Below are 14,057 nucleotides of genomic sequence, written 5' to 3' on the forward strand. Positions count from 1 at the left end.
ATTGTCATTTACATATCCTTTATGTATAATTGCGGCCATAAGAACAATCGCAAGAAAACGGGACCCCTCAGCAGCCCGAAAAAATATCCGGGAGCCGCATGAAGTATCAAAAATTCTTTCACTTTCTGCAAAACGTCGGCAAAGACCCGTCCGCCATTTTTTTTGAGGACGAGCTGACGCGGCTCAAAAACCGCCGGTTTCTGCTGAACTATTTTAAAAATGAAATTGACTGGCAGGGATTTAAGCCTCCGGTTTCTTTGTTGCTGATAGATATTGATCATTTCAAGCGCTTAAACGAGCAATACGGCGAGGAAGCCGGAGATCAGGCGCTGGTGCATGTCAGCACCATTTTAAAGGATACGGCCCGCGAAAACGCAATCCCGATCCGGTATGCCGGGGATGAATTTATCCTGCTCCTGCCGGACACGCCCAAGCCGGAGGCCCTGAAAGCTGCGGAAAAGCTGCTGAACAACATCCACTACAACCTGTTTTTTTCCGCTGACGCAGACACAGCCATTCCCGTCACCTTAAGCATCGGCATTGCCAGCGCTCCGGATGATGCCGCCTCCGGCAATGAACTGATCCATCAGGCGGATACCGCCCTGTATGCGGCCAAACAATCCGGACGAAACCGATATGTGGATATCGGCGCTGTCACTCCCGAGGCGGTTTCCCATAAAACCGCCATTCATTACCTGGACAATGCCGGCATTGTGGGGCGCAAATCCCAATTCAAAGAGGTTGGCAATGCCCTGCAGCAACTGGGGCGTGGCCAGCAGGGGTTCCTTGTTGTCGACGGGGCGCCCGGAATGGGCAAAACCAGCTTTCTGGACCTGGTGCAGCGCAATCTGGCCAAAACCCATGTCAATATGGTCCGGATCGCCGGCGCATTGCAGGAATCCTACCGCCCCTATTACTTGATTTCCTATATCGCCATGGCCATGATGAACCAGCGCGAGGACAAGGGAAAATCCGTTCTGGATGCCATGGATGATGAAGCCATATACCGGCTGGCCCATGTCATCCCCCAGTTAATTGACGCAGAGGAGCCGCCGCCGGAAGATGACGCGGCCCATCGGGAGGCCATCTTCCGGTCATTTTGTGATTTTTTCACCGCGTTGATGGATGATCAGCCGCTGATACTTCTGATCGATGATTTTGATTACAGTGATCCCGCATCGCTGCATTTGTTACAGACCATATTTAACGAGCAGCCGGTACCCATTCTGATTTGCGGAACGGCTTCCCAGGAGGTGCCCACCCGGCCTCAGGCGATCCCCCTGGAAATCTTTCGCAACGCCTACAGCGAGGCACTGGAGATTCGCGATATTACCCTCACCGCCCTTACGGCAGAGGACATCAATAAACATGTCAATATGATCTTTCCGGGCATTAAGTTTCCCCGCCGCACCGCCCATGAAATGGCCGCCCTGACCGAGGGCAATCCGCTGTTTATTACAGAAATTCTTCGGAAAATGGCCAATGACCAAAAAATTTTCCAGGAAGGCGCCAAATGGCGCATTGCCGCCATTGAAAAAAATTACTTCCCCCGCTCCCTGGAAGAGATCATTCAGCAGAAAATGGCGCTTCTGGACGAAGAAAGCCGGCAATTTATTGATCGGGCCTCTGCCTTCGGCGAAACAACTTCCCTTAGCATGATAGCGGGATTTAGCAAAAAACAATCCGCCAAAATTTACGACTGCTTAAACCAAGCATTGGCCCAGGGCATTGTCCGGTCTGATTTCAACGAGACAGATGAAAGTATCCGGTTTTCCAGCAAACGCGTCCGGGATACCATCTATGAGGACATTTCGCCCGAGGTCCGGGCCACGCTGGAGGATCAGATCGGCAGTTACAAAGAAGACCTGTATAACCGGCAGCTCCTGCCCTCAAAAACGATTGCCGCCCATCACTTCAGCCTTGGCGGTGATCCGGAAAAAGCCCGGGCCTACCAGGAATCCCTGGCGGATTATCATCTCCGGACTTTCAACCCGGACGAGGCGCTCACCTATCCGGATACAGATACCGGGGAGCCCGACGAAGGGGCGGGGGGCGAAGCGGCGATTGCGGATACGCCCTTGAGTAAAAATGCCATAAACCATATTCCCAGCCTCTTGCGCGCGATAGTGGTGGCGGTTCGAAATACCAGGCTTTACCCGCCGCAGAGCAAATCCGTGGTTGACTCTGTGAACCAGCTCTTGGCGCTGATCCGGCAAATCCTCTCCACCGATGAGCGGGTCTCCATTATATTGGAAAAAAATACCCTGCTGGTAAACCAGGACCCCCTGGATATCACCGCCTACCCCACAGTGGCGGAACAAATTATGGCTATCTGGGACCGACTGGAGCTCAAACACCTGACTTTTGTGCGCGGCATTTCAGCGGAGGAGCTCACCACCCTGATTCATAAAATCAGCCAGACAGAGCGCAAGTCCATCATGCCGGGCTTCTGGCGGTCTTTTCAAAGCGCCTATCCGATGCCCCATATCATCGTCGGCCAGATCACCTACCAAAAAATGGATTCTCCAAAATCGCCGGCGGCACCAACTGCACCCCAAAAATCCGCCCGGGAAATCAAAAATATGTTGGAGCCGGCGGATTCAAAAATTGTCCGGCAGATAATTGGAAGCCTGCTCGGCGCGATTAACAAACTGAAACTCTACCCGGCTGAGGGACTGGTGGCCAAAGAAGCGATCCAAAGCCTTCATGCCGAAATTCAGCCGTTTTTTGAAAAATATGGGGAACTGACCATTGCGCGAGTGGAAAATGCGCTTTTGATCAACGGCCTGAAAATGGATACCTCGGGCTTTGAAGCCCTGACCAGCGGATTTCTCAAATTTCTGGCTGAGGCGGGCTTGCAGAGCATTAGCTTTTTATCCCCGGTGACAGCCGACGAACTGACCCGTTTTATCGCCCTTACCTGTCAGGCCGATCAAATCAAAATGGATGATTCTTTCTGGCATACCCACACGGATGCGCAAAAGCTTCAAAATATCCGGCCGAATGAGGGGGTCTATGGGATTCGGGAGATATTTCCCGCTGATGACGATAACCGGCCGGCGGATGATTCAGTTGAGCAGCGGCAAAAAGCCAGCCCGCCCGGCGCACAAAAAATAATTGCCGAGGATGACCTGGATCCCGAAACCCTGCCGGCCCGGCTCCGGGATATGTTTCTGACCGGTGAATTCGACCATGCCCAGGCCATCCTTGACCGGCTCTGCGCGGACTATAAAAATTCCGATGCTTCAGGCAGGCAGGCAATCATCAGGCTTTTTGATGCGATCTTAAATCCCGCGGACTGGAAACCGAGTGCCGCGTTTATTCGCTTTGTTCTCTCTGCGCTGCTGGCGATTTTTGAAACCGAAACCGAACCGGATCGCTTAAATGATATCGCGCAGCTCTGCTATGAGGCAGCGAAAAATTTTATCCTGTTCGGCGAATTTTCTCTGGCCGCATGGGTAACGACCCATATCAGCCGGCACCCCGAGCGCAGCCGGATCAAAGCCCCTGAAATGCCGGCCAATGTCCTGGAGGCCGCGATTTACGGCCTGGCCGCCGGGGACAACCAACAGCAGCAATCCGCTTTTGAACTTTTAAGCAGCATGGGCACAGCCGTTCGCCCCTATCTCTTAAATGTAATCAAGCAGGATATTGATCTCCGGGTGCGGCGCCTGGCCGCCCAGCTGATCAAACATCAGGGGCCGGAAGGCGCTGCCGCCGTCAAACGCGCACTGACCGGGGAGCATTTTGCCGAAGACCGGGCCCGCATCCTTGACGTGATTGATGCGGTGACCGAGGATATCCAGACGGAATTATCGTTTGCGCTCTCGGATGCCAAAAAGGTGGTGCGCCGGGCCGGCGGCCGGCTGGCCGAGCGTATGAACAGTCCGGCGGTCCGCCGAATGCTCGTTGAGCTGGCGCAGCGGGAAAACCCGGAAACCGCCGCTGCGGCCATCAATCTTCTGGGCCGGTTAAAGGATCCGGAGGCGGCTGATACGCTGACCCTGATCCTTGATCAGTCAGAGAACGAGGCGGTGATGACCGCTGTCTGCCGGGCGATGGGGCAAATCGGGGATGACGCTTTTATCCTGCCGCTTCAAAACGTGCTGCGGGCCAGGCGGGGCATCCTGTTCAGAAAATCGCGCTCCTCCCAGATCCGGGTGGCAGCCGCCTATGCGATCGCCCAGATCAATGATTCCCGGAGCGAAAAAATTCTAAAAGCCCTGAAAAAGGACAAAGACCCCCGGGTTCGGGAAGCCGCCCGGAATCTGACGGATTAGGTTTTAAAAACCATGACAACAAACCATCGCGACTATATTATCTGCCCGCATAAAAAGGGGCAGCCCCGCAAACATATCGCGGTATGCCGGAGCTGCCGCCACAAGGCCCGCTGCAAGGCCTACCAGGCCTATATCCAGCCGCCGCTGCCCATATTTGCCAACTGAGGAACCATTTTCCACGCACCTTCCTGAAAACATTAAATCTCTTGAGCCGATGAAATGACACGGTTAATTTGTTCTGTATCCAAATCGAAATCGCTATCGGGATCGGGATCGAAAAAAATATGACCCTTGGACACGAAAAACTGGACGTCTATCGCCTTTCAATAGGCTACGTTGCATGGGTTTACGAGAAGGCCGACAGCCTGAACGGAGTCCATCGGCCCGCCCGGGATCAATGGCTTCGGGCCAGATCCAAATCGAAATCGCTATCGGGATCGGGATCGGGATCGAAAAAAATATGACCCTTGGACACGGAAAACTGGACGTCTATCGCCTTTCAATAGGCTACGTTGCATGGGTTTACGAGAAGGCCGACAGCCTGAACGGAGTTCATCGGCCCGCCCGGGATCAATGGCTTCGGGCCAGCCAGTCGATACCGCTCAATATCGCCGAAGGTAATGGCAAGACCGCGGAAGCCGACCGAAGGCGTTATTTCGAAATCGTTCGTGGCTCCGCGCTTGAGTGCGCGGCGATTCAAGATGTGCTGGTTGTCGGCAAGGCGCTGGACAAGATGGAAAGCCGGAACCGCAAGGATGAACTCGACCGTATGGCCGCGATGCTCAGCCGTCTCGGCGGAAGAGGATACCAAGTTCGAGAGGATCAGGAAGTCTACAGCATCGATTTCGATCCCGATAGCGATTTCGATCCCGATTTCGATCCCGATAGCGAAGAAAACGAATCCCAACCTTAGCGTTAACAGGACCGGGGGTATGGATTTGCGATTAAAACAAATTAGCCGTGGATGAAATGACAGCACCCTTTGACACATGCATTGAACGTTTCGTAAAAAACGGGCTGGCTGCGCCCAAAGATGTCCTGATGGGGGTGGCCGATCCAAAACCCCGCTGGAGCCGTGGCACCCCTGATGTTTTACTGCTTTCGCCGCTTTTGAACGGCTCATCCATTCGGTCATTGATAAAGGCCCGGCCGTCTGAGCCCTACCTCTCTATTATTGATTACCTCGTACAAACCTCGCAAGGCACCATCTATCCCCGGGATTGTGAAACCCGGCTGTTCCTTCATGATCTGCCGGTGGCCGAAGCCACGGACCCCGCGCACCTGGCCGAACTCTTAAAATCGCGCAAGGCCGTTATTCTGCCTGGCGGTGAAATTCTGGCCGCAAGCCCTGATGAATTGACAAAGGCCTATGTCACCCTGTCCTCGGTCTGCTTTGCCTGCTTTGTCAAATTCTTCTCTGATTTGCGAACCGCCCGGAAAACCGGCAAAATTAAGCAGACGGACCGGGAGATGCTGGCAAACGTCCGCCGGCTGCTGGACCCGTTGCCGGCATTTGCAGGGGCCTTAAAAAAAGGCCCGTTTGATTCCGAAGAAACGATTCTTGCGGCCATCTGTGAAGCCGGCAGGCAGGTGGTGGATCTCCGGCTGGTGGATTCCTGTTTCGGCAACATCTCCTACCGCTCGGGCGACCAGCTATATATCAGCCAAAGCGGCACATTCCTGGATTCCCTGGAAGGCGGCCTCACGCGATGCGCTACAGACGATCCCGCCCATGCGCCGAAAAATGCATCAAGTGAGCTCCCGGCCCATCTGGGTATCATCCGGCAGACCGGATGCCGGGCCATACTGCACGGCCACCCCCGTTTTTCCGTTATTTTATCAATGGACTGCGATGTCCGGGACTGCCCATACCGGGGAAAATGCCACCGCTTCTGCCCCTATGAGCGGAAGGCCTGCGGCGATATTCCGATCGTCTCAGGCGAGGTGGGCGGCGGGGAATACGGGCTCTGCCATACGGTGCCGAGTGCCATCTGTGAGGCGCCCGGGGTTATTGTATACGGCCACGGGGTTTTTACCTGCGATGACACGGATTTTAACGGCGCGCTGGCAAAGCTCATTGACATTGAACGGCGATGCTGCTTAGAATATTTTACTTTTATGGGGATGAATATATGATATTTAAAAGCGTTGAAGATGTTCAGCAAAAACTGGAGGCGGTAGACTATATTCCGTCGCGGGAAATCGCCACGGTGGTCTATCTGGCCGTGGCCGCCGGCAAACCGATTCTTGTCGAAGGCCCGGCCGGGGCCGGTAAAACCGAACTGGCCCGGGCGCTTTCCCGGTGCCTTAACCGCGATAAAATCCGGCTGCAGTGCTATGAAGGCCTGGATGAAGCCAAGGCCCTTTATGAATGGGAATATGCCAAGCAGCTGCTCTATACCCAGATGATCAAGGAGAAAATAAACGACCTGCTCGCAGACACCGGCTCCATTGCCGAAGCCGTGGACCGGATTGCCGAGCAGGAGGACGCCTTCTTTTCAGAACGGTTTCTGCTGGCCCGCCCCCTGCTGCAGGCCATCACAGCAGAGCATCCGGTGGTGCTCCTGATTGATGAGGTGGATAAATCCGATCCGGAATTCGAGGCCTTTCTGCTGGAGCTGTTGAGCGAATTCCAGGTCTCCATCCCGGAAATCGGCATCCAAAAAGCCCGGCATATCCCGCTGGTCATACTCACCTCAAACAACTACCGGGATATGAGTGATGCCCTGAAACGCCGGTGCATCCATCTCTACATTGATTACCCCCACCGGGAGCTTGAAAAACGAATCATTACTTTAAAAATTCCCGGCATTGAAGAGCGTCTGGTGGACAAACTGGTGGATACGATCAACCGCATCCGGGATATGGATTTAAAAAAACGCCCCTGCATCTCGGAAACCCTGGACTGGGCGCAGGCCCTGATGATCCTTCAGGCAAAAGACCTCTCTCCCGAGGTTTTGTCCGACACACTGAACGTGATCTGCAAGTACCAGGCAGACACCAGCCTGGTCCGCGCCCATATGGACAGTCTTTTTCAATAGTTTTTGCCATGCTGGATCTGGTCTTAAAATTTGCTGCGGCCTGCCGGGAGGCGGATCTTCGGGTATCCACCGCGGAACTTATCGACTGCACGAGGCAGCTCGAACTGATCGATGTGCTGGATGAAAACCAGTTCAAAGCCGCCCTGCGGACCAATTTCGCCAAAAGCCGGCGGGAGCAGAAGAACTTTGACCGGCTCTATCACCTGTTTTTCCATGAAATGCGCCAGGATTTAAAAGCTGATCCCGAACACCCGGAGGATGGGCTTTTATCCAAAGATTTGACCGAACTGCTGGATCATATGACCGAACGTACGGCAGACAATCCGCTGGATCAGGCGATCATGGATTTTCTGGCCGGCGATCCCATTGCTTATTTAAAAGAAATCCAGCGGGTGGAAAACCAGACCGAAGCCCCCCGCCAGCGGCTGAAATCCAACCTGGGCCAGCTGTCAAGCCGCCTTGAAATCATGCTCCGCCTGAACAAGGCCAGGGGGCAGATCCGCGAACTGTTGAAGGAAGATCCGGATACGTCGCCATCCACCCGGCGCAGACAGGCGATTGATCATCTGAACCAGCGCTTAAACACCGCCAACCGAATGCTGACCGAGGATACCAAACCTTACAACGAAGCCCTGCAGCAGATAAAAACCCATGATATCCACTATGCGGACCTTGGCGAAAAGCCGTTCGGCTCCCTCACCGCCGCTGAAATTCAGGATATGCGCGACGGCATCGAGCAGCTCGTCCGGAGATTAAAGGATGCGGCCACCCGGCGGTATGCCTCGCGGAACAAAGGCATCCTGGATGTCAAAAAAACGCTTCGCTATGCCGGCCGGTTTCAGGGCGTGCCGATTGAGCTCAAATTCAAAAACCGGCCCCTTCGGAAGGCCAAAATCGTTACCCTATGCGATGTTTCCGGGTCGGTCTGGTCCGCGGCCCGGTTTATGCTCAATATGATCTATTCCCTGCAGGACTGCTTCAGTGACGTAAAAAGCTTCGCCTTTGTCTGCTTTCCCACCAATATTACCGATATTTTCGAAAAAAATGAGGTCAACCGGGCCATTGAAAAGGTCATGACCGACACGGACATCCCCTTTGATTCGCTCACCGATTACGGGGAAGTGTTTCACCAGTTCCACCGCGACCATCTGCACATTTTAAACAAGCGGACCACGCTGATTATTGTGGGCGACGGCCGCTCCAATTACCACAATCCCCGGGAAAAGCTGCTGGAAGAGATGCGGGCCAAATGCCGCCGCGTAATCTGGCTGAATCCCGAACCCGAGGAGTTCTGGGGCACCGGCGACAGCGAAATGCAGACCTACAAGGCTTACTGCCATGAGGTCCGCGCCTGCCGGAACCTTAATCAGCTGATCGATTTTATCGAGGATTTAGTTTTATAATATTTTTGAAAAACTAACAGCCGCAAAGTCAGGATGGCAAAGAAAAAAGTTCAAGATCAAGGCGCGCAAATCCCGAGGAATGCAGCGTACATAGGAGTACGTGAAATTCCGAGGGATGCAGCGCAACGCAGATATTGGACTTTTTGCGAAGCCATCAAAAGCTGATGATTTCATATCCGTCCGCCCGGTAACCAGCCATTCCCGGATGGCCGGACATGTCATCCAGCAGAAAAAGCCCCTGGGCTTCGGCGTCCTTCAAGGTGCCCATTTTGTTTGAGCAGGCCCGGCACGCGCCGGCCACCAGCCCGCCGTCATTTACCTTCTGCCACAGCTGATGCATCGGGTGCTCCGATTTGGCAAGCTCCGGAATCAGCTGGGTGGCCGAGCCTTCAATAATGATTTTCGCCTCATTTCCCTTTTCCTTCATATCCAGGGCGTTTAACAGCACATGGATGAAGCACATGGGATCGCCGTTGAATACAAAAAGCGCAAATTTTGTCATTTTTAACTCCTGTTGGTTCAGGTATTGGGTATTCTTTATAACGTCTTAATCTTAATCCAAAAAACCGTCACAGCTTCCGGGCAAGCCCAATATCTGCGTATGGCTGAATTCCTCTGTAATTGCGCGTTATGATCTTAAACTTTTTTCTTATCCATCATCGATTCGACTTCTTAAGAGACCGTCATTTCTGCTTCTTTTCGGAATATCCGGACGGAATTTCGAGATGCCCCGCCGGTGCTTCGGCCTCCTTATAATCCAGGAGTTCAGTGGTGGTGGTTCGCTCTTTTCCCATGATCTGCTGGGTGGATAGGGTTTTAACCTGAACGCCCTTGATTTTCTTCATCTCCGCCTGAATCTTTTTAAGCCCCTTCTGCATGCCCGGCATGGCCGCCATCAGGGCGGTATTTAATCGATCATAGAGTTCCTGATCCACGTTTAAATCTTTTGTGGCCCATATCTCATTAACACTCTTACCCATCATTGTATCCATCGTCACCCGATACTTTTTGCAGTCCCACCCCCGAATGGTTTGGCTCTCCCCGGTGGCAGTCACCGATACATCCATCTTCATCATATTTTTCATCATCCCCTGCATCGCAGCTTTCTCTTCCGGGCTTTGGCCCTTTACAGACTGTTCCATCATCTTATCCATGCCCATGGGCCTTACCTGATATGTATTATCCGTGTGATCCAATAGGATAATCTTTTCTTCATCAAGGAGCATAATGGTTGATTCCGCCGCCGTATCAGTCCGGATACCCTCTGACGTGATCCAAATCTCCGAGACCACATCCGTTGCCGGCTGTTTCTGGCCCATTATGGTGACCGCATCCGTATGCTGCTCCTGTTTCAGATAAACGTCCGCATAACTCGCCTGGGCACCTCCCAGGGCGATAATTAAAAAAAATATAACTGTTTTGACCAATCGATACATGGGCTGCCTCCTTTTCTTTTCAATCATTTTTATGTATAAATTTCTCCGTTAATCGGGAATAAAGCATTTGGACCGCTGCCTCCGCATCCGGGGCGATATGAATGGGCTGTATTTTTCGGTAATCCAGGCAGCCGTCCACCAGCATATTGCCGACAGCCTCCGTGGTATGCCCGGCCGCCGGCACCATAATCACAGGCTTTTTGGATATATAGGCCATGGAAATTTCGACGAGCGTTCCCGCCCCGCCGGCAATGGCGATAATGCCGTCCACGGAATGAATCAGCGGCGCCATCTTGCCGAGTTCGCCAAGACCCGTCATGATATGGATGTCAATATATGCCCCAAGATGGACATATGCCGCTTTGCTCTCCGAAGGAATCAAGCCGACGGTCAACCCGCCGGCCTGCTTGGCGCCCTTCATCGCCGCCTCCATCACACCGGTCGAACCGCCGGTAAACAGCACATCCCCACGGCCGGCAATGAGCTCTCCGGCCCTTTGTGCAATCTGATAGATTTCCGGCGCCAGTCCATCTTCCCAGCTGCCGACCACACCAATCTGCATATCTGTTTTTCCTCCGGAGATATAAAAACCGTCTATTTCCATGGATAATCATGATATACATAAACAGCCAGCAAAATCCTAAATTGAGCGTTCCAAATTTTTAAAAAGGAATTTTTTATATATTTTTAATATGTTGAATTATTTTTTGGATTAAAAATTTGAAACCCTCCGGGATTTTCAATTTTACCGCATCTACTGCGTCAAATGATGTCTCGCATAGGCCACTATAGCTCGACATCATTTTCCTTGTATCTGCGGCAAACTTGAAAAATCGCTCAATTTAGGAAATTAAAAAAAAACTTAAAAACCCTTTCCAATGGGCCTCTATGACCAAATTGACAAATATTGAAAATCATTACAGCCGCTTCGGCCGAAACATGGTGGCCGGCCTGCCGGCACTGACGCATAAGAGGCCGGGGTTCTCGGGTATCTGGCAAAAAATGGCGGCAAATCAGATGTTCGGCCTGTGCCTGCCAAAGGCCTTCGGCGGACAGGGCGGAAATTTAAAGGACCTGGCCGGCGCGGCAAGCGCCCTTGTTTCGGCCGGCGGTGACATAGGCATTGCCATGAGCTGGCTGATCCATGAAATCATCAGCTGCCGGCTTATCCATGCATTCGGCGACGGCCGCCAAAAAAAGGAAATGCTGCCGGATCTGGCAGCCGGAAAAATGACGGTAAGTCTCGCGGTGTCTGAACCGGACATCGGGGCCCATCCTAAATACCTGCAAACCGAGGCTTCTTGTGAAAGCGGAATATGGACGCTAACCGGTCAAAAAACCTATATCACAAACGGGCCCATATCAGAGCGCTTCATTGTCATGGCCAAAACCGGCGTGACGGACGGTAAAAACCGGTATACCGCCTTTCTGGTGCACAAGGACACCCCGGGGCTTCATATCCATGATCCGATGGACCTGCCGTTTCTTAAATCCTGCCCGCACGGCGGCATTTCCCTGGAAAACTGCCAGATCAATGAAGCCCCGATCCTTGGGCCGAAAGATGACGCTTATGAGTCAATGGCCGTGCCGTTTCGAAACATTGAAGATGTTTTGCTGATGAGCCTGGTAAGCGGCGGATTAAATTTTGAGATAGACCGGCTCGGGCAAACCATTGGCCACCACCAGGACCTTCATGAAAACAAAGACATCTTGTTTAAATTGGGGCACCTAAAATGCCAGACAGATGGGATGAATGCCCTTGCGGACAGGACGGCAGAAATATTTCTCGAAAATGAAAAGGATATGCGGCTAAGCAGCCTGCCGAGTTTTCTGCGCAGCCAGGCAAAAGAATTTCAACGGCAAATAAAAGAATTGACAGCGGATTTAGCGGGCTTTGCGGATCTGGCGGAACTGCCCATCGCCCGCGATATTGACGGCCTGCTCACCATCGGCCGGCAGGCCGCGCAAAACCGTATGATTAAAATGGGAGAAAAATTCGCTTCAGATGTCAAACAAGAACCTAAATCCGGCCGCCGCTCCACCTGAGCTTCGCCTTCAAAATATCAAAATAATTCTGGCCCGGAAAAGAAATGATATTTACCGGATGCGGGCTCTTGGCGATGTGGATCACATCCTGGTCATCAATGGCAAGCCCCACCTGACCGTCAAAAGTCAGCACAATATCGGAGGTTTTCTCCCCCAGCCGAAGTTTTATTTTATCATCATTGGGCACAATCATGCAGCGGTTGGTCAGGGTAAAGGGGCAGATCGGGGTGATAATGGTGCCCTGGACCGCCGGATGGATGACCGGCCCGCCGGCAGCCAGGGAATAGGCGGTGGATCCGGTGGGCGTGGCAATAATCAGCCCATCGCTTTTATAGGTGGTTAAATAATGGTCATTTATATAGGTTTCAATGTTGGCCAGCCGGGCGAGCGCCCCTTTGTTTATGACCACATCGTTTAAAACACTCTCACTGGCGATTGCCTCCCCGTTTCGAAAAACATCAACATGAAGCCGGCACCTTTGGTCAAGGCTATATTCATTCTTTAAAATCTTCTCAGCCGCATCATATAATTCCTCTTCCACGGTTTCCGCAAGAAATCCGATATCCCCGAACTTTACACCGATCAACGGTACCGCCTGTTCCCCCACCCACCTGGAGGCGCTTAAAAAGGTGCCGTCCCCGCCGAGCACAAAGACGCAATCCATACCCGCCGGCGCGCCGTTTTTAGCGACCGGTTCCTTGTCTTCCCGGTATTCCGGGAAAAAGGTTTCTTTCCGGATGACACCAATGCCTTTACCTGAGAGCCACTGCTCGAATTCATCCGCCTTTTTAAGGGCCCTGTTATCCTTTTTTACGTATAACCCGATCCGCTTCACACGCCGAACCCCTCATGCTTAATTCGTCTTAAATTTATAATACTCTCCAAAGCTTTAAAAATTGCAGTTTAACGCCTACAATATATGCCGGCAAGATTTTTTCGCCAAGCCATATTTTTATTTTCCTTGACTGCGATAATAAATTCTCCTAATTTATATGTATTAAATATTTTTTAATACCCTAAACAAGGTTTAAATATGCGACGTTATTTCATCCATGTAACACTCATTCTTTCCCTTGCATTGATTCTATCGCCCCGGGCTGGCTTCTGTGAGCTTGAAGTCATGACGGATGCGGAGCTCTCCGCGGTATACGCCGGAGCCTTCGGAACCAACCACCCGATTACCGGTTTTTCAAATTTTATCATTGATGATCTTGACGGCGACAATTTGGAGGATGACACCCTGGCTATTTTCAACATCTACACCACCACTTACATGGAAATAGACTCCCTTAAACTCGGGTATCATGATGAATACGACTACAAAAACCCCAGCCCCACCGCCGGTTGGGATCAAAACTGGGAGAATATCCAAATTGGCGGGGATTACGAGGACCCGAGTCAGGACTTCCAGGGCAGGGAGTATTACCTGCGGGCGGATTTTCAAAACATTGGTGAACCTGAAAATCGTACCTTAGAAGCCATCGCCTTTGGCGCCAATGATGTTTCAGGTGAAATTTACGCCAACTTTATCAGCTTCAGCGGCTATATTGACAATTCAGATGACAACTCGCCGGAATATAACGGCCACCGGATGAACCTGGGCAACGCCACCATCACCGCCGGGAATTTAGACGGCGGTGACGATGCCTCGGAATTTGAAATTTCTCTGTCTCTGGACGGCTACGACAAGGGCTACTGGGTAAAATTTTCAGAGGCCACCGTGACTCCTGATTGATAAAAACCAATTTAGCGTTAGTATTTAAGCCGGGGAGCACAAATGTGTTTTCCGGCTTTTTGTTTTTTAAGGAACTGCTCGCACTCAGTTAATACATAACTATATAAATCAATTCG

Annotated in this window: 13 protein-coding genes; 9 read left to right on the forward strand and 4 right to left on the reverse strand. The window is 52.1% G+C overall.

From position 1 onward, the window contains the following. The first annotated feature begins 98 nt into the window (after nucleotides 1–98). From U5L07_06150 to U5L07_06180, 7 genes are all read left to right on the forward strand, one after another. Complete coding sequence (locus tag U5L07_06150; GenBank protein ID MDZ7831314.1) at nucleotides 99–4,280, forward strand: diguanylate cyclase; 4,182 nt, start codon at nucleotides 99–101, stop codon at nucleotides 4,278–4,280. A gap of 12 nt (nucleotides 4,281–4,292) precedes the next feature. Further along, entirely contained in the window at nucleotides 4,293–4,445 is a 153-nt protein-coding gene (locus U5L07_06155; GenBank protein MDZ7831315.1) for a hypothetical protein, read from the forward strand. Nucleotides 4,446–4,513: 68 nt separating this feature from the next. Further along, nucleotides 4,514–4,744 carry a hypothetical protein gene (locus tag U5L07_06160; protein ID MDZ7831316.1) on the forward strand — a complete coding sequence of 77 codons (231 nt, stop codon included), beginning with the start codon at nucleotides 4,514–4,516 and terminating at the stop codon, nucleotides 4,742–4,744. Then, nucleotides 4,741–5,193, forward strand: coding sequence for a four helix bundle protein (locus U5L07_06165; GenBank protein MDZ7831317.1), 453 nt, complete (start codon nucleotides 4,741–4,743; stop codon nucleotides 5,191–5,193). Before U5L07_06160 ends, U5L07_06165 begins: the two co-directional genes overlap by 4 nt. 56 nt (nucleotides 5,194–5,249) lie before the next feature. After that, complete coding sequence (locus U5L07_06170) at nucleotides 5,250–6,416, forward strand: class II aldolase/adducin family protein (GenBank protein ID MDZ7831318.1); 1,167 nt, start codon at nucleotides 5,250–5,252, stop codon at nucleotides 6,414–6,416. Continuing rightward, a complete protein-coding gene (locus U5L07_06175) occupies nucleotides 6,413–7,321 on the forward strand; it encodes a MoxR family ATPase (protein MDZ7831319.1) in 909 nt (302 codons plus the stop codon). Before U5L07_06170 ends, U5L07_06175 begins: the two co-directional genes overlap by 4 nt. 8 nt (nucleotides 7,322–7,329) lie before the next feature. Next, nucleotides 7,330–8,724: a VWA domain-containing protein gene (locus tag U5L07_06180; GenBank protein MDZ7831320.1), complete on the forward strand. Its 1,395-nt coding sequence runs from the start codon at nucleotides 7,330–7,332 to the stop codon at nucleotides 8,722–8,724. A gap of 154 nt (nucleotides 8,725–8,878) precedes the next feature. Here the strand turns inward: U5L07_06180 and U5L07_06185 are convergent, their stop codons facing one another. From U5L07_06185 to U5L07_06195, 3 genes are all read right to left on the reverse strand, one after another. Further along, nucleotides 8,879–9,226 carry a cytoplasmic protein gene (locus U5L07_06185; GenBank protein MDZ7831321.1) on the reverse strand — a complete coding sequence of 116 codons (348 nt, stop codon included), beginning with the start codon at nucleotides 9,224–9,226 and terminating at the stop codon, nucleotides 8,879–8,881. Nucleotides 9,227–9,407: 181 nt separating this feature from the next. Next, complete coding sequence (locus U5L07_06190) at nucleotides 9,408–10,160, reverse strand: hypothetical protein (GenBank protein MDZ7831322.1); 753 nt, start codon at nucleotides 10,158–10,160, stop codon at nucleotides 9,408–9,410. Nucleotides 10,161–10,179: 19 nt separating this feature from the next. Further along, complete coding sequence (locus tag U5L07_06195; GenBank protein ID MDZ7831323.1) at nucleotides 10,180–10,722, reverse strand: TIGR00725 family protein; 543 nt, start codon at nucleotides 10,720–10,722, stop codon at nucleotides 10,180–10,182. Between the two features lie 326 nt (nucleotides 10,723–11,048). On the opposite strand from U5L07_06195, the gene U5L07_06200 reads away from it, so the two are divergent. Then, nucleotides 11,049–12,206, forward strand: coding sequence for an acyl-CoA dehydrogenase family protein (locus U5L07_06200; GenBank protein MDZ7831324.1), 1,158 nt, complete (start codon nucleotides 11,049–11,051; stop codon nucleotides 12,204–12,206). On the opposite strand, the gene U5L07_06205 is transcribed toward U5L07_06200, so the two are convergent. Next, the gene (locus U5L07_06205; protein ID MDZ7831325.1) at nucleotides 12,181–13,041 is read right to left on the reverse strand and encodes an NAD(+)/NADH kinase; all 861 of its coding nucleotides are present in this window, start codon (nucleotides 13,039–13,041) and stop codon (nucleotides 12,181–12,183) included. The genes U5L07_06200 and U5L07_06205 overlap by 26 nt on opposite strands. A gap of 198 nt (nucleotides 13,042–13,239) precedes the next feature. Between U5L07_06205 and U5L07_06210 the strand changes: the two genes are divergently transcribed. Next, entirely contained in the window at nucleotides 13,240–13,941 is a 702-nt protein-coding gene (locus U5L07_06210; GenBank protein ID MDZ7831326.1) for a hypothetical protein, read from the forward strand. Nucleotides 13,942–14,057: the final 116 nt, after the last annotated feature.

This window comes from Desulfobacterales bacterium (assembly GCA_034520365.1).
Lineage (GTDB): Bacteria > Desulfobacterota > Desulfobacteria > Desulfobacterales > Desulfosalsimonadaceae > M55B175.

Coding starts and splice junctions, on each gene's coding strand:
- U5L07_06190 (MDZ7831322.1), bottom strand. CDS start 10,160: ATGTATCGATTGGTCAAAACAGTTATATTTTTTTTAATTATCGCCCTG.
- U5L07_06200 (MDZ7831324.1), top strand. CDS start 11,049: ATGACCAAATTGACAAATATTGAAAATCATTACAGCCGCTTCGGCCGA.
- U5L07_06150 (MDZ7831314.1), top strand. CDS start 99: ATGAAGTATCAAAAATTCTTTCACTTTCTGCAAAACGTCGGCAAAGAC.
- U5L07_06165 (MDZ7831317.1), top strand. CDS start 4,741: ATGACCCTTGGACACGGAAAACTGGACGTCTATCGCCTTTCAATAGGC.
- U5L07_06170 (MDZ7831318.1), top strand. CDS start 5,250: ATGACAGCACCCTTTGACACATGCATTGAACGTTTCGTAAAAAACGGG.
- U5L07_06210 (MDZ7831326.1), top strand. CDS start 13,240: ATGCGACGTTATTTCATCCATGTAACACTCATTCTTTCCCTTGCATTG.
- U5L07_06180 (MDZ7831320.1), top strand. CDS start 7,330: ATGCTGGATCTGGTCTTAAAATTTGCTGCGGCCTGCCGGGAGGCGGAT.
- U5L07_06175 (MDZ7831319.1), top strand. CDS start 6,413: ATGATATTTAAAAGCGTTGAAGATGTTCAGCAAAAACTGGAGGCGGTA.
- U5L07_06185 (MDZ7831321.1), bottom strand. CDS start 9,226: ATGACAAAATTTGCGCTTTTTGTATTCAACGGCGATCCCATGTGCTTC.
- U5L07_06195 (MDZ7831323.1), bottom strand. CDS start 10,722: ATGCAGATTGGTGTGGTCGGCAGCTGGGAAGATGGACTGGCGCCGGAA.
- U5L07_06155 (MDZ7831315.1), top strand. CDS start 4,293: ATGACAACAAACCATCGCGACTATATTATCTGCCCGCATAAAAAGGGG.